Origin of the sequence: Methylobacterium sp. WL8 (assembly GCF_008040045.1) — a bacterium.
GTDB lineage: Bacteria > Pseudomonadota > Alphaproteobacteria > Rhizobiales > Beijerinckiaceae > Methylobacterium > Methylobacterium cerastii.
On the sequence record NZ_VRVF01000037.1, the window covers coordinates 31409 to 49914 of the forward strand.

General features: G+C 68.9%; 16 protein-coding genes. 10 read left to right on the plus strand and 6 right to left on the minus strand.

The features are described 5' to 3' along the window. The first annotated feature begins 2 nt into the window (after window positions 1-2). Genes FV234_RS14650 through FV234_RS14665 form a run of 4 tightly spaced genes read left to right on the plus strand, consistent with a single transcriptional unit; the run spans window position 3 to window position 4613 of the window. Window positions 3-608 carry a K(+)-transporting ATPase subunit C gene (locus FV234_RS14650; RefSeq protein ID WP_147830048.1) on the plus strand — a complete coding sequence of 202 codons (606 nt, stop codon included), beginning with the start codon at window positions 3-5 and terminating at the stop codon, window positions 606-608. Window positions 609-632: 24 nt separating this feature from the next. Further along, a complete protein-coding gene (locus FV234_RS14655; RefSeq protein ID WP_147751747.1) occupies window positions 633-3353 on the plus strand; it encodes a sensor histidine kinase KdpD in 2721 nt (906 codons plus the stop codon). Next, on the plus strand, window positions 3350-4045 hold the full coding sequence (locus tag FV234_RS14660) for a response regulator transcription factor (RefSeq protein WP_147751748.1): 696 nt from the start codon (window positions 3350-3352) through the stop codon (window positions 4043-4045). Before FV234_RS14655 ends, FV234_RS14660 begins: the two co-directional genes overlap by 4 nt. 58 nt (window positions 4046-4103) lie before the next feature. After that, complete coding sequence (locus FV234_RS14665; RefSeq protein WP_238232447.1) at window positions 4104-4613, plus strand: PTS sugar transporter subunit IIA; 510 nt, start codon at window positions 4104-4106, stop codon at window positions 4611-4613. 319 nt (window positions 4614-4932) lie between these two features. On the opposite strand, the gene FV234_RS14670 is transcribed toward FV234_RS14665, so the two are convergent. The 5 genes from FV234_RS14670 to FV234_RS14690 form a co-directional block, all read right to left on the minus strand. Continuing rightward, a complete protein-coding gene (locus tag FV234_RS14670; RefSeq protein ID WP_147830077.1) occupies window positions 4933-6141 on the minus strand; it encodes a patatin-like phospholipase family protein in 1209 nt (402 codons plus the stop codon). Window positions 6142-6206: 65 nt separating this feature from the next. Beyond that, window positions 6207-6794: a TetR/AcrR family transcriptional regulator gene (locus tag FV234_RS14675; RefSeq protein ID WP_147830050.1), complete on the minus strand. Its 588-nt coding sequence runs from the start codon at window positions 6792-6794 to the stop codon at window positions 6207-6209. Continuing rightward, window positions 6794-9889 (minus strand): efflux RND transporter permease subunit, encoded by a 3096-nt coding sequence (locus tag FV234_RS14680; protein ID WP_147830052.1) that lies wholly within the window; start codon window positions 9887-9889, stop codon window positions 6794-6796. The genes FV234_RS14675 and FV234_RS14680 overlap by 1 nt, the downstream gene beginning before the upstream one ends. Before the next feature lie 87 nt (window positions 9890-9976). Beyond that, complete coding sequence (locus tag FV234_RS14685; RefSeq protein WP_147830054.1) at window positions 9977-11050, minus strand: efflux RND transporter periplasmic adaptor subunit; 1074 nt, start codon at window positions 11048-11050, stop codon at window positions 9977-9979. Next, window positions 11047-12123, minus strand: coding sequence for an efflux RND transporter periplasmic adaptor subunit (locus tag FV234_RS14690; protein ID WP_147830056.1), 1077 nt, complete (start codon window positions 12121-12123; stop codon window positions 11047-11049). The genes FV234_RS14685 and FV234_RS14690 overlap by 4 nt, the downstream gene beginning before the upstream one ends. Before the next feature lie 234 nt (window positions 12124-12357). On the opposite strand from FV234_RS14690, the gene FV234_RS14695 reads away from it, so the two are divergent. Both FV234_RS14695 and FV234_RS14700 read left to right on the plus strand, forming a co-directional pair. Further along, window positions 12358-13002 carry a TetR/AcrR family transcriptional regulator gene (locus FV234_RS14695; RefSeq protein ID WP_147751753.1) on the plus strand — a complete coding sequence of 215 codons (645 nt, stop codon included), beginning with the start codon at window positions 12358-12360 and terminating at the stop codon, window positions 13000-13002. 20 nt (window positions 13003-13022) lie between these two features. Next, window positions 13023-13466, plus strand: coding sequence for a hypothetical protein (locus tag FV234_RS14700; protein ID WP_147764908.1), 444 nt, complete (start codon window positions 13023-13025; stop codon window positions 13464-13466). A gap of 657 nt (window positions 13467-14123) precedes the next feature. Here FV234_RS14700 and FV234_RS14705 read toward each other — a convergent pair. Next, window positions 14124-15017, minus strand: a complete 894-nt coding sequence (locus FV234_RS14705) for a LysR family transcriptional regulator (protein WP_147830057.1) — start codon at window positions 15015-15017, stop codon at window positions 14124-14126. 187 nt (window positions 15018-15204) lie between these two features. Here FV234_RS14705 and FV234_RS14710 point away from each other — a divergent pair, with 187 nt between their 5' ends. The 4 genes from FV234_RS14710 to FV234_RS14725 are packed head-to-tail and all read left to right on the plus strand — an operon-like array spanning window position 15205 to window position 18027. Further along, window positions 15205-15915 carry an SDR family oxidoreductase gene (locus tag FV234_RS14710; RefSeq protein WP_147830059.1) on the plus strand — a complete coding sequence of 237 codons (711 nt, stop codon included), beginning with the start codon at window positions 15205-15207 and terminating at the stop codon, window positions 15913-15915. An 11-nt stretch (window positions 15916-15926) separates the two neighbouring features. Next, window positions 15927-16328 (plus strand): VOC family protein, encoded by a 402-nt coding sequence (locus FV234_RS14715; protein ID WP_147830061.1) that lies wholly within the window; start codon window positions 15927-15929, stop codon window positions 16326-16328. Then, window positions 16325-16855, plus strand: a complete 531-nt coding sequence (locus tag FV234_RS14720) for an ester cyclase (protein WP_147830063.1) — start codon at window positions 16325-16327, stop codon at window positions 16853-16855. The genes FV234_RS14715 and FV234_RS14720 overlap by 4 nt, the downstream gene beginning before the upstream one ends. A 47-nt stretch (window positions 16856-16902) precedes the next feature. After that, on the plus strand, window positions 16903-18027 hold the full coding sequence (locus tag FV234_RS14725; RefSeq protein ID WP_147830066.1) for an L-dopachrome tautomerase-related protein: 1125 nt from the start codon (window positions 16903-16905) through the stop codon (window positions 18025-18027). Window positions 18028-18506: the final 479 nt, after the last annotated feature.

The window sequence follows — 18506 nt, forward strand, 5'->3', positions numbered from 1 at the left end:
CCATGCTGAACCAGCTTCGCCCCGCCCTCGTCCTGCTGATCGCCCTGTCGGCCATCACCGGGCTCGCCTACCCCCTCGCGATGACCGGCATCGCGGGGGCGATCTTCCCGGCCAAGGCCGCCGGCAGCCTGATCGAGCGCGACGGCAAAGTCGTCGGCTCCAGCCTGATCGGGCAGTCCTTCACGCAAGCCGGATACTTCCACGGTCGCCCCTCGGCCACGAGCGCCGCCGATCCGGCCGACGCCGGCAAGACCGTCCCGTCGCCCTACAACGCCGCGAACTCGTCGGGCTCGAACCTCGGGCCGACGAGCGCCGCCCTGGCCGAGCGGGTCAAGGGCGAACTCGACGGCCTCAGGGCCGAGAATCCCGGTAAGCCCGTCCCGGTCGACCTCGTCACCACCAGCGGCTCGGGCCTCGACCCGGACATCTCGCCGGACGCCGCCCTGTTCCAGGTGCCCCGGATCGCCAAGGCGCGCAGCCTGCCCGAGGATCGGGTGCGTTCCCTGGTGGAAGCGCAGGTCCAGGGTCGTCTCCTCGGCATCCTCGGCGAGCCCCGCGTCAACGTGCTCGCCCTCAACCTCGCCCTGGACGGTTCGGGGTCGAAGTAGAACCGCCAGATGACAGGCCGCCCCATGTCGACGCCGCATCGCGATCCGGACCGTCCCTCGCCCGACGCCCTGCTGGAGGCCGCGCGTCGGGAGGAAGGCGGACGGGGTCGCCTCAAGATCTTCCTCGGGGCGGCCCCGGGGGTCGGCAAGACCTACGAGATGCTCACCGTCGGGCGCGCGCGGCTTAAGGCCGGCACCGACGTGGTCGTCGGCGTGGTCGAGACGCACGGGCGCGCGGAGACCCTGGCGCTCGTCGAGGGCTTCGAGGTGCTTGGCCGGCGGTCGGTCGCGTACCACGGCACGGCGCTCGACGAGATGGACCTCGACGGCCTGCTGGCCCGCAGGCCCGCCCTGGCGCTGGTGGACGAGCTCGCCCACACCAACGCGCCGGGCTCGCGCCATCCGAAGCGCTACCAGGACGTCGAGGAACTGCTCGACGCCGGCATCGACGTCTACACCACCCTCAACATCCAGCACGTCGAGAGCCTGAACGACGTCGTCGCGCAGATCACCCGCATCCGGGTGCGCGAGACCGTGCCAGACGGCATCCTCGACCGCGCCGACGACATCGAGGTGGTCGACCTCAACCCCGACGACCTGATCCAGCGCCTCCGGGACGGCAAGGTCTACGTGAAGGGCAACGCCGAGCGCGCCCTCAAGCACTACTTCTCCCGCGGCAACCTGACGGCCCTGCGCGAGCTGGCGCTCCGCCGCACCGCAGACCGGGTCGACGACGAGCTCATCAGCCACATGCGGGCCAACGCCATCGCTGGCCCCTGGGGAGCCGGGGAGCGGGTGCTCGTCTGCGTCAGCGAGGACCCGAACTCCGCCGGCCTCGTGCGCCACGCCAAGCGCCTCGCCGACCGCCTGCACGCGCCGTGGACCGCCATCACCGTGGAAGGGCCGCGCAGCCTGTCCCTCGACGAGGCCGCGCGCGACCGCATCGCCGACACCCTGCGCCTCGCCGACCGGCTTGGCGGGGACGCGGTCACGCTTCCGGGCGGCCGGCGCGTCGCCGACGACATCCTCGCCTTCGCCCGCTCGACCAACGTCAACCACGTCATCCTCGGCAAGGCCGAACGCTCGCCGCTGTTCGAGCTCCTCAACGGCTCGGTGGTGCACGACATCATCCGCCGGTCCGGCAACATCAGCGTGCACGTCATCACCGGCGAGGCCGCGAAGGCCGATCCGGTCCCGGCGAAGACGGTCGCGACGGCGGTCGAGAAGCGGCCCGTCGAGATCCTGCCCTATGCCGTCGGGCTCCTCGGCACGGGTGCCGCCCTCGGGCTCGCGCTGCTGGTCGAGCCTTATCTCGGCGTCGAGAACGCCGACCTCATCCTGCTGACCGCCATCGTCGCCGTCGCGGTGCGCTTCGGCCTGGGGCCGTCGCTCGTGGCCGTGGTCGCCGCGTCGTTGGCCTACAACTTCTTCTTCCTGCCGCCGGTCTACACCCTGACCATCGCGGACCCGACCAACATCGCCGCGTTCCTGTTATTCACGGTGGTGGCGGTAGCCGTCTCGAACCTGGCGTCCCGATCCCGCCGCGAGGCGGTGGTCTCGCACGGCAGGGCGCGGGCCACCGAGCGGCTCTACGGCTTCAGCCGCAAGCTCGCCGGATGCGGCACCCTCGACGACGTGCTCTGGGCGACCTCCGCCCAGATCGCCGCCATGCTGAGGGTCCGGGTCGTCGTCCTGCTCCCCGATCAGGGAGCGGTCTCCGTCCGGGCCGGCTTCCCGCCCGAGGACACCCTCGATGCGGCCGACCTGGGCGCCGCGAATTGGACCTTCGACAACGAGCGGCCCGCGGGGCGGGGCGCCGACACGCTACCGGGGGCCAAGCGGCTGTTCCTACCGATGCGGACGGGCCGCGGCATCGTCGGGGTCATCGGCCTCGACACCGACGGCATCGGACCGATCCTCTCACCGGAGAGCCGGCGCCTGTTCGACGCGCTGGCCGACATGGCGGCACTGGCCATCGAGCGGGTGCGCCTGGTCGAGGACCTCGACCGGGCGGAGCGCGCCGCCGAGACCGACCGGCTGCGGCAGGCCCTGCTCACCTCGATCTCGCACGACCTGCGCACCCCTCTGTCCTCGGTGCTCGGTGCGGCCACGACCCTGCGCGACCTCGACGAGGCCTTGGAAGCAGACGCCAAGAGGGACCTTCTCGACACCATCATCGAGGAGTCCGAGCGGCTGAACCGCTTCATCGTCAACCTCCTCGACATGACCCGATTGGAGGCGGGGGCCGTGGCGGCGAGCCTCACGCCGCAGGACGTCGGCGAGACCGTCGACACCGCACTGCGCCGCTTAGGCTCAATCCTCGCCGGCCATCGGGTCGAGCTCGATCTTCCGGCCACCCTGCCGGCCCTGCGCCTCGATCCGGTGCTGTTCGAGCAGGTGCTGGTCAACCTCCTCGACAACGCCGCCAAGTACGCCCCCGAGGGGTCCACCGTCACCGTCAGGGGCTCTGTCGAGCGTGGGCAGGTCCGTCTCACGGTCCTCGACGAGGGCGACGGCCTGCCCGAGGCCGACGTCGAGCGCGTGTTCGACAAGTTCTATCGCGTCCGGAAGGGCGACAGCGTCCGGGCCGGGACCGGCCTCGGCCTCGCCATCGCCCGCGGGTTCGTCGAGGCCATGGGCGGCACGCTGACGGCCGGCAACCGCCGCGACCGCCTGGGCGCCGTTTTCACCGTCCTCCTGCCCGTCCCCCCGGCGGGAAACGTTCGCGCGGATCTGGCGGCATGAGCATGAACATCCTCGTCATCGACGACGAGCCGCCGATCCGGAAGCTCCTGCGCATGGGCCTTGCGACCCAGGGCTACGAGACCTTCGAGGCACCGAACGCACGCGCCGCGCTGGACGTCCTGTCCCGTGAGACCGTCGACCTGATCATCCTCGACCTCGGGCTGCCCGACATGCGCGGGCACGACCTGCTGCGCCTGATCCGCAAGGACCATCGCGACCTGCCCGTGGTGGTCCTGTCCAGCCGGGACGACGAGGCCGGCAAGGTCGAGGCGCTCGACCTCGGGGCGGACGACTACGTCACCAAGCCCTTCGGCATGGGCGAATTGCTGGCCCGCATCCGCGCGGCCCTGCGCCACCAGCTCGCGGTCCAGGGCGAACGCGCCCTGTTCGAGGTCGACGGCCTCAGCGTCGACCTGGTGCGCCGCCTGGTCCGGGTCCGCGGCGAGGAGGTGAAGCTCACGCCGCGCGAGTACGACTTCCTGCGCGTCCTGATCCAGCATGCCGGGAAGGCCTTGACCCACGCCCAACTCATGAGCGAGGTCTCCACCTCGTCCGACCCGCAGTACCTGCGGGTCTACATGCGCCAGCTTCGCCTAAAGCTGGAGGCCGATCCCGAGCGCCCGCGCATCCTCCTGACCGAGACCGGCGTCGGCTATCGCCTGCGTGCCCCCGAGGACGAGGCCCGGGCTTGATGGCGGGTTTCGCCGTGCATGAAGGCGAACCCTTCGAGATCCTTCCGGACCCGGGCGCTTGAGCGAGCCCCTCGACCCCTACCGCAGTTCCGCGACCGAGCCGACCCGAATGACCATCGACGAGATCCTATCGCCCGACCAAGTCGCCGTCGGGGTCCGCACGGCGAGCAAGGCCGCGCTCCTGGACGACCTGGCGCGCCGGGCCGCCCAGGCGCTCGGCCTCGATGCCGCGTCGCTGCGGACGGCGCTGGAGAAGCGCGAGGGCCTCGGTTCGACCGGGGTCGGGGACGGCATCGCGCTGCCGCACGCCCGGCTGGAGAGCGTCAGGCGCCCGTTCGGATGCCTGGTACGCCTGCGCGACGCGGTGGACTTCGACGCCATCGACGAACGGCCGGTGGACCTCGTGTTCCTACTGCTGCTCCCGACCGATGCGCAGGGTTCGCAATTCAATGCCCTGGCCTGCGTCGCCCGCCGGATGCGTGATACCGAGGCGGTGGCGGCGATGCGGGGAGCCCGCGATGCGGGCGCGCTGTACGCGACCATGAGGGGCAGCCGGACGGCACCGTGACGGTCTACCCGCTGTCGATACAACGACACTGGATGCCATGCAGCCTAACGTTCCATGATGGGTGGATTGCAGTCGGTCCGCTTCTGGGGGCCAATGTATGTGTGGATCGGCGTCGAAAAATGACACCGGCCGAGCCGTTCCTAACTTTCTAACGCAGTGTGAAAATTGGAGTTTCCAGTAGGGTCACGATCAGCGCCGGTTGTGACCCCACTCCTCAAGGTACTTTGTCAAACATCGCAGTGACTTTACAGAGCTGAAGGAGGGTTCAGGCTTCAAAGCTGATCCACAGCGGAACGATGCAATCCGAAAATCGGCCCTTTCAGAGCCCTGATCCAGGGCCTCGCCGAGGCGCTCCGACCGAGCTCGCGACGTCGCCGGGAGCAGTCAGCGGAACCCTGCTGCGCCAGGCGGTCCCGGATCGCGCCTTCTCGAAGCCGGCCTCGTAGAGGCTTCGCATGTACGAGACCTCGAAGCCGTCCACCGTCGTCGGCCTGGGAGCCGACCCGTCGATGTAGGCGAGGTGGAACCCTGCCCGGCGGCTGGCGGCGAAGGCGTAGGCCGCCGCCAGGCTTGCCGAGCTACGCGCCTGCGCCCCAGTGGCGAGGGTCTGCTGGACGATGGGAAGGGTCTCGGCCCGCACGATCTCGAACTCGGGATCGATCCGCCCGTTCATGAGGACGTAGAAGTCGGCCTTCCCCGGGGCGCCACGGATCCTGTCGCCGACGAGCGCCGCCTGGGGCAGGATGAAGACCGGCGCGACCACGGCGCCGTCGACGTGGAGTTCCTGATGGACGCGTCCCTCGGCCTGCACGTCGAAAAGCTGCGGTTGGAACACCGCCGGCACGCTGGCCGATGCCGTGAGCACGTCACGGAACAGTGCCATGGCGCTCGGGGCGCCGCTCGCGGCGATGGTGCCCATGTTCCAGACCATGGCCCGCTTGGCGTCGAGGTTCGTCGTCATGACCAGTAGCCGTCGACCCTTGGCATGCTCGCTCGCCACCGCCGCCAGCAGGTCGGTGGTGACGTAGCGCCCGACGAGGTCGCGAAGGCGCTGGTCTCCGAACAGCCCCGATCCGAAGACCACGTTGGCGAGGCTCGGATTGGCGACGAGCGAGGAGGCGACGCCACTCGTGTAGATCTCGGTGAGGACCGGGTCGTAGGCCGTTCCCAGGAAGGCGAACGGCGCGATCAGCGCTCCGGTGCTGACGCCCGAGACGAGGGAGAACTCGGGCCGCGTTCCCGCCGCCGACCAGCCGTTGAGGACCCCGGCCCCGTAGGCGCCGTCGCCGCCGCCGCCCGACAGCGCCAGGTATGTGAACGGCCTCGAACGCGGCTGTCGGGCTCCCATGAACGTCGCGTACCGCTCCAGGGGAACGTCGGCGAATATCCGTGCGCCGGGAATGCCCGCCACCTCGGCCGCCGCGGACTCGCTCGCGGTGTAGGGCGTCCGCGGAAGCGAGGCGCAGGCCCCGAGACTCGACAGTGCGGTCGCTGCGACGACGGCCCGTATCCGGCCTGCGAATGGCATCGTCTTCATGGAAAGCCTCTCGCTCCCCCTCAACAGAGGGTCGGTCACGCGCGCACTCGGCCGGTTCAGACTTGGGCCAGCCGCAGAAGGTCCTGCAGGGCCGCGGTCAGCCCGGCCGGGTCGGCCGGTCCGAGCCCGAGGGCGATGGCAAGCCAGGAGCCCTCGACGAGAGCTCGCACGGCGTGGGCACGGCCCGGTTCGATGCCGTTCAGGTCCGGGTCCAGCCATGCGTCGGAGAAGCCCTGCCACCGGCGGAGCGCCTCCGGGTCGGCAAGCAGCGCCGCCAGGATGACGGGCCGGTTGCAGGCAGGGTCCGGCGCGACGAGGGCCTGGACGTAAGCCCTCAGACGACGTCCTCGCGGATCGGGATCGGCGGCCGAGAAACGGAGCAGGTCCCGCTGAAGCCGGGCGATGAGGTCGTCCAGCAACGAGGCCCGCAGCCTCGCCTTGCTGGGGAAGTGATGGAGGAGCCCGCCCTTGCTGGTGCGCGCCTCCCGCGCGACAGCCTCCAACGTCAGCGCCTGCACGCCGTGGCGCAGGAGTACGCGGGAAGCGGCCTGGAGGAGCCGCTCCTTGCGGTCCGAGCCCTTCCGGGCGCGGATCGGCGATGCTGGCGGCGTGGCCGATGCCATCGGGTCGTGGGCCACGAGCATCACGCCGGCACCTGTCCGTGGCTATGCGGGTCCGCGGCGGGCACCGCCTTTCCTTCGCCCTGACCGGGCTTGATCCGGTACCAGCCGACATACAGTGCGGGCAGGAAGAACAGGGTCAGGAAGGTGCCGGCGATGATGCCGCCGATCATGGCGTAGGCCATCGGCCCCCAGAAGATCTCGCGGGCGATGGGGATCATCGCGAGGCTGGCGGCGGCGGCGGTTAGGAGAATGGGCCGCATGCGATGGCAGGTCGCCTCGACCACCGCGTCCCACCTCGGCATGCCCGTGGCCTCGTACTCCTCGATCTGGGCGACCATGATCACCGAGTTGCGGATGATGATGCCGATGAGGGCCAGCACGCCGAGGATGGCGACGAAGCCGAGGGGCGCCCCCGAGGGCAGAAGGGCCGCCACGACGCCGATCAGGCCGAGGGGCGCGACGCTGACCACCAGGAAGAGCTTCTGGATGCTCTGCAGCTGCACCATGAGGAAGAAGGCCATGGCGAGGAGCATCACGGGCGCCACGGCCGCGATGGGACCGGAACCCTTCCCGCTTTCCTCGACCTCGCCACCCGTCGCGAGGACGTAGCCTGGGGGAAGCGTCTTCCGGAACGCCTCGATCTCGGGCTTCAGGGCGGCCACGACCGTGGCCGCCTGCGTGGCGTCCTTGATTGTGGTCTTCACGGTGATGGTGGGGAGCCGGTCGCGCCGCCAGACGATGGGTTGCTCCAGGTCGTAGCGGATTTTGGCGAAGGCCAGCAGGGAGACGGTGCTGCCGTTGGGGAGCGGGACCTGCAGGCTCTTCAGCGTATCGATGGAGTGCCGCTCGGCGGCCTGGGCGCGGCTGACCACGTTTACGAGATAGATCGAATCCCGGACTTGGGTGATGCTGCCACCGCCCACGACCCCGTTGAGGATCGTGGCGATGTCCTTCGAGGTGATGCCGAGCTGGCGGGCCTTGTCCTGCAGGATCTCTACCTTCAGCACCTTGCCGGGCTCGTTCCAGTCCAGCGTCGGGACGGACAGGCTGGCGTTCGCGGCGACGATGTTCGACAGTGTCATCGCCGACTGGCGCACCACCTGCAGGTCGGGACCGCCGATCCGGTACTGGATCGGGCGTCCGACCGGCGGCCCGATGTCCAGTGGGTGTACGAAGACGTCGGTGCCGACGAAGTCCCGCTTCGCAACCTTGCTCAGGCGAGCGATGGTGCGACCGCGCGCTTCCAAGGAGGCCGTCTCGATGACGATCTGGCCGAAGAAGGCATTGGCGAGCTGCTGATCCAGCGGAAGGTAGAAGCGGACGGCGCCCTGTCCGACGTAGGACGTCCAGTGCCGGATCTCGGGATCGCCCTTCAGCACGCTCTCGAAGCGGTCCATCTGCGCCTGCGTCTCGCCGATGCTGGCGTTCTGCGCCAACGTCATGTCGACGAGGACCTCAGGGCGATCCGAGGACGGGAAGAACTGCTGCTGCACGAAGCCGAGGCCATAGACGGAGGCCCCGAGCAGCGCGACGCAGAACGTCACCGTCAGCCAGCGATGGTGCATGGCGGGCAGGAGCAGGGCGCGGAAGGCCGAGAGCGTGCGGCTCGGCTTGTCGTGGTGGCCCTTGATCGTCTTCGGCAGGATCTTCACTCCGATCAGGGGGGTGAACGCCACGGCCACCACCCATGAGACGAGGAGCGACACAGCGATCACGACGAAGAGCGAGTAGGTGTATTCGCCCGCCGACGAGCCGTTGAAGCCGATGGGGATGAAGCCGGCCACCGTCACGAGCGTGCCCGTCAGCATCGGGAAGGCGGTGGAGGTGTAGGCGAAGACCGCGGCCTTCTGCAGGCTGTCGCCGACCTCCAAGCGTGCGACCATCATCTCGACGGAGATCATGGCGTCGTCGACGAGCAGGCCCAGCGCGATGATGAGCGCGCCGAGCGAGATGCGCTGGAGCGTCACCCCCATGGCGTCCATGATCACGAAGGTGATGGCCAGCACCAGCGGGATGGAGAGCGAGACCACGAGGCCAGCGCGCCACCCTAGGCTGATGAAGCTCACCGCCAGTACGATCACCACCGCCTCGACCAGAGCCTGGACGAAGCCGCCCACCGCCTCCTCGACGATCTTGGGCTGATCGGAGACGAGGTGGATGCCGACGCCCGCGGGCAGATCCGCTTCCAGTTCGCGCATCTTATCCTTCAGCGCCTCGCCGAAGTGGAGGAGGTTGGCGCTGGCCTGCATGGCGATGGCGAGCCCGATGGCGGGCTGGCCGTCGTAGCGGAACAGCGCCTCGGGCGGATCGGTGAAGCCGCGGGAGATCTCGGCCACGTCCGAGAGCCGGAAGAAACGGTCGTTGATTCGAAGGTTGATGGCCTTCAGGCTGTTCTCGTCCGTGAACTGCCCGCCGACGCGTACGCTGACTTGCTCGGGCCCGGCCTGGACCACGCCCGAGGGCTGGACGGCGTTCTGGGCCTGGAGGGTGTTGATGACGCTCTGCATATCGATGCCGAGCGCGGCGAGCTTGCGCACCGAAAAGTCGAGGTAGATCACCTCGTCGCGCGCGCCCAGGACCTGGGTCTTGCCGACGTTCTCCACGGCAAGGACGCCGGTGCGCACCTGCTCGACGTAGTCGCGGAGCTGACGCATCGAGAGGCCGTCCGAGGTGAAGGCGTAGACGTTGCCGAACACGTCGCCGAACTCGTCGTTGTAGCCCAGCGGCTGGACGCCCTGCGGGAACGTACCCTGGATGTCGCCGAGGCGCTTGCGCACCTGGTAGAACAGCCACGGGATCGTCTTGGGGGGCGTGGTCTCGCGAAGGTTCACGAACACCGTAGTCTGGCCCGGGGTCGTGTAGCTCTTGGTGTAGTCCACGGCGTTGATCTGCTTGACCTCCTTCTCGATGCGCTCGGTCACCTGTTGGAGCGTCTCGTCGATGGTGGCGCCCGGCCAGCGGGCCTGGACGACCATGGTCTTGATCGCGAAGGCCGGGTCCTCCTCGCGCCCGAGCTTGGTGTAGGCCATGGCCCCGGCCACCAGCGCGATGGCCATGAGGAACCAGATGAAGGACCGGTGGGACAGCGCCCATTCCGAGATGTTGAAGGATTTCATCGGCGCATCCTTGCGCGGCTCGACAGGTCGGGAACCCGCGGGTGAACGGGAAGGGCGATTGAATGGGAAGAGCGAGGCGGATCGGGCCTAGAGGCCGGTCTCGGGGAGCCGGACCGCCTGGCCCTCGGTGAAGCCGTGGACGCCGGCGACGGCGACTTTCTCGCCGGCCTTGAGACCGGTCCCGACGAACGCGCGTCCCTCCTCGCGTTCCAGGATCGTGACCTCGCGGCGGTTGATGGTCCTGCCGTCCGGCGCGACGACCCAGACCGCGGCATGGCCGTCGTCCTCGACGACAGCCGTCGACGGCACGGGGAAGCGCGGGGAGACCGGGCGCTCGAACGCGACCGTGACGGTATTGCCGAGACGGAAACCATCGGGCGGATCGATCAGGGACATGCGCACGCGTCGCGTCCGGGTCGAGGCTTCGGCCAGGGGACCGATCTCGCGCACGCGGGCCCGGGCGGTGACCTCGGGCACCTCCTGAAGCCTGACGGTGAACTCGATGTCCTTCGGCAATTCGCCGATCAGATCGTCCGGGATGTCGACCACGGCTTCGCGCACGTCGGGACGCGCCACCGAGACGACGACCTGACCCGCCGGGATCACCTGTCCGACTTCGGCGCTCCACGACGTGACGACTCCGTCGAAACCTGCGGTCAGCGTGGCGTAGCCGAGCTCGTCGGTGGCCTTCTGCAGGGCGGCCTTGGCCTGGGCCAGCCGGGCGTCGGCGGTGTCGCGATTGGCCACCGCCCCGTCGAGCTGGGCCTGCGTCACGGCACTGTTGTTCTCGAACAGGATGCGTTGCCGCCCCTCCGCGGCCGAGGCGTTCTTCACCTGTGCCTGGGCATCGGCCACGTCGGCGCGGGCCCGCACCAGGGCGAACTGCTGCACGGTGGGATCGAGGGCGGCGAGCCGCGTGCCCTTGGCGACCTGGTCGCCGACGAAGACATCGCGAGCGACGATGCGACCGCCGATCCGGAAGCCGAGTTGGCTCTCGTAGCGTGGCTGGACTGTGCCCGCGAAGGGGCCGAATATCCGGGCTTCCTCCAGTGCCACGGTCGCCGTCAGGACCGGGCGAACAGGCGGCGGGGCTTCGGCCTTCTGCTCCTTGCAGCCAGAAAGAGCGACGAGGACAGCGATGGGGAGGACGAGGCGGCTCACGGCGTGCCCTTTCCGGCGACGGTGACCTTCCGGCCCGGTGACAGGAATTGGATGCCGGCGGTGACGACCTCCTCGCCGGGCTCGACGCCACCGGCGAGGACGATGCCCGAGCCTTCGTAGCGTTCGATCTCGACCGGCTTGGGCGACACGCTCCCCGTACCCGCGTCGAGGACCCAGACCGCCGATGCGTCCTTCCAGCGAAAGAGCGCGCTCCATGGCAGGGTCACCGCATCCCGCGGACGCAGGCGGGCACGTCCGAGCACCACCGCCCCCAGCGACATCCCGGCCGGCACGGCGTCGAGACCGATCTTCACACGCACGCCGCCGGAGTTCGTGTCCACGGTGGGGGAGATCTCCCGCACGGTCCCGACGGTGGTCACGCGCGGGTCGGCCTGAAGCGAGACGTCGACCTTCCGGCTCTCGGGGGGCGGCTCCAGCAGGATGGTCGGCACCGTGAAGACGGCGTCGCGGCTCCCGTCCTGCGCCAGCGTGAACACGGTCTGTCCCGAGGAGACCACCTGGCCCGCCTCCGCGCTGCGGGCGGTGATGATGCCGGCCACGCCGGTTCGAAGCTCGGTGTAGGTGAACTGCTCCTTGGCCGTCCCGAGGGCCGCCCGGGCCGAGTCGACCGACGCCTGCGTCGTTCTAAGCTGCTGCTCCGCCCCGTCGTAGGTGGTGCGGGTGGTATAGCCGCTCTTCATCAGGGTCTGCTGGCGCTCGAAGTTCACCTTGGCTTGGGTGAGGAGCGCCTCGGCGGAGTTTAGCGCCGCCTGGGCGGTGTCGACGTTGACCTGTTGCTCCTGCGGCTCCAGCCTCGCGATGACCTGATTGGCCTGGACGTGGTCCCCGACCTCGGCCAGGCGCTCCGCGATCTTGCCGGTTACACGGAAGGAGACGTTGGATAGATACTTCGCCTGGATGTCCCCGCTCAGCACCACGTCCTCCGAGACCGGGGTGCGGATCGCGGTGACCGTCTTCACGGAGACCGCCTCGGTCGTAGGCCGACCGTCGGCCGCAACCGCATCGGCGGCGGCGAGCAGCGCGACAGAAACAAGCGTCAGGCGGGTCATCATGGGATCGGGCTCCGTGTCACCCGCGTGGATGGGAGGCGAAGGAGCGGCTGCGAGGGGGCGGAGCAGCCGCTCCTTCTTGGCCGTCGAACCTGAGGAGGGGGCGACGGCCATTCCGGTGCCCCGGGATGGGGCGAAAAGGTTTTCCCGGCGTGGTGATGCGGCCGTGACGGCGACGCGCTTGCCGGAATGCCCTTGATCTACTAATAACTAACCAGTCAGTCAACAGGGAACGAAATGAGCAAGGCGGCGGTCGGACCGAGGCAAAGACGCAAGGAAGCGCGACCGGGCGAGATCCTGGAGGCGGCGTTCGAGGAGTTCGCCCTCAAGGGCTTCGCCGGGACGCGGGTCGACGACGTCGCCGTGCGCGCCGGGATCACGAAGGGCACGGTCTACCTCTACTTCCCGAGCAAGGAGGATCTGTTCGTCGCCACCTTCAAGGAGATGGTGCAGCCGACCCTCGACCTGCTCGCCAGCTTGGCGACCAATCCGAAGGGCCCGGCGATGGAGATCCTTCGGGCCTACTTCCGGTTCGTCTACGACGCCCTGGTCCATGACCGACGCGGCCGGGAGTTGCTCCGGCTGCTGCTCGCCGACGGGACGCGCTTTCCGGAACTGGCTGTGCGGTGGCACGACGAGGTCATCGGGCCGGTGAACGCCCGGTTGGCCGCCGTCCTCGCCTACGGTGTGGAACGCGGCGAATTCCGGCCGGTCGCGGCGAGCGAGTTCCCGAACCTCATGATGGCAGCCGCGGTGTCCGCCTCGATCTGGCGCACGCAGTTCGGGGATGCCTACCCCATGGATATGGCCGCCTACTTCGACGCCCACCTCGACATGCTTGAACGGACCCTCGTCGTGGGCCGCGCAGGCGAAGGTCGCTGAGATTCGATCAGGAGGACGTCATGGAAATCGCGGTCCTTACGGCCGCCACCGGCCTGGCCGGCTCCCTCGTGGGCGCGGCCTCGTCGCTGGTGACGACGTGGCTGACCCAGAACGGCGCGCGCAAGGCGCAATGGCAGGCACAGGAAGCGGGAAAGCGCGAGGCGCTCTACGACGAGTTCATCGCCGAGGCGTCGAAGTGTCTGGCCGACGCGATCACGCACGATCCGGAGGGGCCGGAGGTGGTCGTCGGCATGTTTGCCATCATCGGTCGCATGCGCCTGAGATCGACACGTCCGGTGATCGAGGCGGCCGAGCGGCTGCTGTCGCGCGTGGTCGACATCTACGCCTCGCCGAACCTGACCTTCGCCGAGATCCAGGACAGGATCAGGCAGGGGAAGGACGCAGACCCCCTCGCCGACTTCGGTGAAACCTGCCGCCGGGAACTCGAAGTCCTTCGGCTTTAAGGCGAAACCGGAGCGCATTGGCGGCCGTCCTCGCGAGGGCGATGCTTGATGTGTGTGGCGTTAGACCGGTGAGGACACTCATGGCAGGTCAAGGACCAAGTCGTGAATTTGCTGCGGACGTTCGCTTGCTGCGGCGGAGACACGGCGCTGCTCCTCTTCGGGAACAGCATGAGGCCACTCTCAAGCACCTGCATCCCGAGACCGTTGCAAGCGATGCCAACCGATGCGCGCGCGCCTCAGCCCTGTCCCTAATTCAGATTAGGATTGGTAGGTCTCAGCTCCCTCAGGATGACCCTTCATCCACCAAGTTCGATCTGCTCTCTTCAAAGGGACGGAGCCGCCCTTCAGTCAGGCATTTTGTGGCCTTGAACGATCTAATTGGCGCCTGACAGCGATCAGAGGCGGGGTTGTGTGCTCTAAGGCAAGCCAAAAGGTCATCGCTTCCTGAACACTCAGACCACGAACGTCCGCTCCCGGGAGTACCATCGACGGGCTACTATGGCAGGGTCGGGTCGGGACCCGTCCGCTCTACGACCGGGTTGGGTGGATTTCTGCCCGTCTGCTTTCGAGCGACCAGGCACGATAGCAGACGTCGTCGCTGGGCCCACTCACGGCCCATACCGGCCACCCGAACGGTGTGAGGATGATTGATGAAGGTCAGAAGCCGAGGCCGTCGAGTTCCGCTGCCATGGCATCGACGAACACCCGTGCCCGCGTCGGCATTCCACGCCCGGATGCGATGAGCGCGTAGACCGGGGTCGGCGCACTGGCATGGCTCGGGAGCACCCGTTCGAGGCGGTTGGCGGCGAGATCCGCCGCAAGGTCGAGGGCAGACTTCAGCATGATCCCTCCACCCGCCAGCGCCCAGTCGTGCACCGCATCGCCGCTATCCGAGCGTAGGCGCTTTCGCAAGCGAACGTCCGTCTCGATGCCGTTCGGGCCGACCAGCCGCCAGGTCGTGGGGGCATCGCCGTAGCTCAACCCGTCATGGGCGGCGAGGTCCGCCGGGCACGACGGGCGCCCATGCCTGTCGAGGTAGCTTGGCGACGCGACGAGGATGCGCCGGTTTTCGGCCAGTCGGCGCATGACCATCGTGCTGTCCTGCGGCGGACCGATGCGGATCGCCACGTCGATGCGCTCGCCGATTAGGTCGACGACCCTGTCGTCGAGCGTCAGGTCGACGTCGAGGCGTGAATGCAGGGCGACGAGACGGCCCAGGACCGGGGCCACGTGCCGACGCCCGAACGAGACCGGCGCACCGACCCGCAGCAATCCCATCGGTTGGTCACGTCCGGTCTTGAGCCGTTCCTCGGCGGCCTCGATGGCATCCAGCGCCCGATCCACCTGCACGAGCAGGGCCTGGCCCTCGTCGGTCAGCGAGAGGCTGCGCGTCGTGCGCTGGATCAGCCTGGTCCCAGCGCGCCGTTCCAGGGTCGTCAGCCGCTTGCTGACCACCGCCAGGCCGACGCCGAGTTCGCGCGCCGCCGCGGTCAGGCTGCCGAGCGCCGCGATGCGTCGGAAGGTGCGCAACTCGTTCAGATCGTCCAACATCCGCTCTCAACCGTCGTTCAAGTGTGTCTCCACGATCAGCGTCCTTATGCGCTCGATTTGCAAGAGCTAGATCCTGGTCATGAACCGGGACGCCTCAAACCTCGACCACCGCGCCCATCGCGACCGGCCTGCCCGACTCGGCCGAATGAACCCCCGTCCCACGCAGCAGCACGCGGAGACCTGAACGATGCCCATGGACCTGAACGGACGCAGCGTCCTCGTCGTCGGCGCGGCCGGCGGGATCGGCTCGGTGACGGCGGAAGCCTTCGCCCGGAACGGCGCCCGCGTCGTCGCGGCGGGTCGACCCGGTCCGAAGCTCGACGCGGCCGCGCGGACCGCCGGTGCGGAGCCCGCCGCCCTCGACTTCACGGACGAGGCGGCTGTCGAGGCGTTCTTCGCTGACCGAACCGCCTTCGACCACGTCGTCGTCGCGGCGGCGTCCACCAAGACTGGCTCGGTGGCCTCGCTTTCCCTGGCGGATGCCAAGGCGGCGATGGAGTCGAAGTTCTGGGGCGCCTATCGAGTCGCGCGGGCCGCGAGGGTCGTCGATGGCGGATCGCTCACCTTCGTCTCGGGCTACCTCAGCCAGCGTCCCGGTCCCGCCGCGGTGCTGCAGGGGGCGATCAATGCCGCCCTCGATGCGCTTGCCCGAGGGCTGGCGCTGGAGCGGGCGCCGGTGCGGGTGAACACCGTCTCGCCGGGGCTCGTCGACACGCCGCTCTACGCCAAGATGGATACGGCCGACCGGGTGGCGATGTTCGAGACGCGCGCCGCGCAGTTGCCGGCACGCCGGATCGGGCAGCCGGACGACATCGCCCAGGCGATCCTGTTCGTGGCGACTAACCCCTTCGCCACAGGCTCGACCGTCACCGTCGACGGCGGCGGCACCATCGCCTGACGGCGCGGTCGATGCGCCTCGACCACGTCACCCTGCGCGTCCGGGACCTGGACGCCCATCGCCGGTTCTTCAAGGCGGTCCTCGACCTGCGGGACGGGTTCCGTCCGGCCTTCGGCTTCCCCGGGTGCTGGCTCTACGCGGGCTCCGAACCCGTCGTGCACCTCATCCCGGCCCGGCCCGGCGGCGCCGAGGCCGCGCCGAGCGGCGAGGGCATCGATCACGTCGCCTTTCTGCGCGACGACCATGACGCGTTCAGCGAGCGGCTCGATCACCACGGCATCCCCTACGGCCGGATGGAGCTTCCCGAGATCGGCGAGCGCCGCCTGTTCATCCACGCGCCAGGCGGCGCGCTGATCGAGGTAGCGTTCCGGGAGCCGACGCCAACGCCCCGAACACAGGAGGCCTTGCCATGATCCCGCACGTCCGTCCCATCGCCCTGGCTCTCGTCCTCGCATCCGCGCCCGCCGCGGCGGAGACGCTCGTGGCGCCGAAGGTGCTGATCTTCGATGCCGATCAAGCGACGCAGCAGCGCGACGCCGTCGTCCTGGCGGCACGCCGCTACGCCACATTCTGGAACACCGGCGATCCGACTTACGCGCGGGCGGCCCTGGCCGACGGCTTCGTGGACGAGACGCCGCCGCCCGGCCGCGTCCAGGGCCCGAGCGGGCCGCTCCTCGCGTCCGAGGGGTTTCGCAAGGCGGTCCCCGACCTGACCTGCGAGGTCGAGCAGATGATCGTCGCCGGAGACCGGGCGGTGCTGCACCTACACCTGCGCGGCCATTTCACCGGTTCGTTCGAGGGCCGCCAGGGCCGGGGCGAACCGGTCGCGTTCATCGCGACCGACATCTACCGCGTCGTCGACGGGCGCATCGCCGCCAACTGGCACATCGAGGACAACCTCACCTTGCTGCGTCAGCTCGGCGCCGTGCCTGCTCCGTAAAGGCACCGGCCGTTCCAGACGCCTTCACTGTTCAAGGAAATCAGACCATGCCCGTCGCCCGTTGCCCCGTCATCATCAGCCTCGCGCTCGCCGTGCTGGCGGGCGCCCTTTCCGTTCCGGGCGTCGGCCGGGCCAAGGCCGCGGAAGATCCTCGACTTGCGGTGGCGATAACCCTCGACGTCCCGTCGACCGGAATTAGCATCGCATCGGACGGACGGCGCTTCCTCGTGCTCGCGCGCCTGGACGGCTCGGCCGGTCCGCAGGTGGTGGAATGGAAGGATGGCCGCCTCGCCCCATACCCGGACGCGGCCCGGAACGGCTGGACCAAGGGCGACGACCCGGCCAAGGCCTTCATCCGCGTCAACGCACAGCGCATCGGGCCGGACGGGGCCCTGTGGCTGGTCGACACCGGCGCACCGGGCATCGGCAATCCCGTCCTGCCCGGTGGGCCGAAGCTGATCCGCGTCGATCTTGCGACGAACGCCGTCGCGCGCATCTATCCTCTGGCCGCTGTGACGCGAGCCGACAGCTTCGTCGACGACGTCCGCTTCAACGGGGGACACGCCTACCTCACGGACGCGGGCGCGCCCGGCCTGATCGTGCTCGATCTCGCCACCGGGCAGGGACGGCGCGTCCTCGACGGGCATCCCTCGACGGTGAGCGACCGACCGGTCTCGGCCGAGGGCAAGCCGATGCACGGTCCCGACGGCAAGCCCCTCCACATCCATGCCGATCAGCTTGAGGTCTCCCCCGACGGACGCTGGTTCTACTACCAGCCGAGCTCCGGCCGGATGTCTCGCATCGCGACGCGCTATCTCGACGACCCCTCGTTGAGCGATGCGGCCCTCGCCGCCTACGTCGAGCCGTTCGCCGAGACCCCCTCCACCGGTGGCACCGCCATCGACGCGGCGGGCAACCTCTACGTCAGCGACACCGACCGGCTCGCGGTCTTGAGGTTCGCCCCGGACGGCACCCGTACCACCGTGGTCCAGGACCCGCGCCTGGTCTGGGTCGATGCGATGTGGATCGACGATGCCGGCAAGCTCTGGATGCCGGCGGCGCAACTGAACCGTATGGCGCCGTTCAACGACGGGACTGACCGGGTGGCGAAGCCGCTGACCGTGTTCACGCTCGCCATCGACGCCAAGCCCGCGCCGAACGACCATCGGTGATCCGTGGAAGGCGCAGACCCTGAGCGTGGCCGTCCGCCCTCGTCACCGCACCGGTTCCCGCGACAGGCCGCCAGAGACGTCGTCCTCGACGGAAAGGGATCACGCTATGCGAACCGAACCGGTTCTCAGGTTCGAGGAGCTATCCATGCTAGTCAAGCCAGGGCTCACAGGGCGACGTCCTCGAAGACACTCGCATGAACACTTCGGGGCGAAAGTCGGGGTCCGCTTACCAAACCGAGCTGAAATTGCCTGATGGTCAATGAACGGCCGCTTATAGGATACGCCGACGACGTTTCTTACGACTGGCATGGGTCGGGACCCGTCGGTCCGTTCTACGGCTGGGTTGGGTGGATGAACGAACCCGCTCGCGCGGGATGGGTGGCAGCTTCGAGGTTTTCGGATTGAGACGAGCGCCCTGCGCTGATTGAGCGTCGCCCGGCCTGGGCGGACGATCGTGGCTCCCTTCATCCGAGTGGAGC

Bases quoted from the DNA above. Each gene is read 5' to 3' on its own strand.
- FV234_RS14680 (WP_147830052.1), bottom strand. From the start codon at position 9,889: ATGAAATCCTTCAACATCTCGGAATGGGCGCTGTCCCACCGGTCCTTC.
- FV234_RS14690 (WP_147830056.1), bottom strand. From the start codon at position 12,123: ATGATGACCCGCCTGACGCTTGTTTCTGTCGCGCTGCTCGCCGCCGCC.
- FV234_RS14650 (WP_147830048.1), top strand. From the start codon at position 3: ATGCTGAACCAGCTTCGCCCCGCCCTCGTCCTGCTGATCGCCCTGTCG.
- FV234_RS14705 (WP_147830057.1), bottom strand. From the start codon at position 15,017: ATGTTGGACGATCTGAACGAGTTGCGCACCTTCCGACGCATCGCGGCG.
- FV234_RS14720 (WP_147830063.1), top strand. From the start codon at position 16,325: ATGATCCCGCACGTCCGTCCCATCGCCCTGGCTCTCGTCCTCGCATCC.
- FV234_RS14670 (WP_147830077.1), bottom strand. From the start codon at position 6,141: ATGCCATTCGCAGGCCGGATACGGGCCGTCGTCGCAGCGACCGCACTG.
- FV234_RS14695 (WP_147751753.1), top strand. From the start codon at position 12,358: ATGAGCAAGGCGGCGGTCGGACCGAGGCAAAGACGCAAGGAAGCGCGA.
- FV234_RS14715 (WP_147830061.1), top strand. From the start codon at position 15,927: ATGCGCCTCGACCACGTCACCCTGCGCGTCCGGGACCTGGACGCCCAT.
- FV234_RS14675 (WP_147830050.1), bottom strand. From the start codon at position 6,794: ATGCTCGTGGCCCACGACCCGATGGCATCGGCCACGCCGCCAGCATCG.
- FV234_RS14700 (WP_147764908.1), top strand. From the start codon at position 13,023: ATGGAAATCGCGGTCCTTACGGCCGCCACCGGCCTGGCCGGCTCCCTC.
- FV234_RS14710 (WP_147830059.1), top strand. From the start codon at position 15,205: ATGCCCATGGACCTGAACGGACGCAGCGTCCTCGTCGTCGGCGCGGCC.
- FV234_RS14655 (WP_147751747.1), top strand. From the start codon at position 633: ATGTCGACGCCGCATCGCGATCCGGACCGTCCCTCGCCCGACGCCCTG.
- FV234_RS14725 (WP_147830066.1), top strand. From the start codon at position 16,903: ATGCCCGTCGCCCGTTGCCCCGTCATCATCAGCCTCGCGCTCGCCGTG.
- FV234_RS14660 (WP_147751748.1), top strand. From the start codon at position 3,350: ATGAGCATGAACATCCTCGTCATCGACGACGAGCCGCCGATCCGGAAG.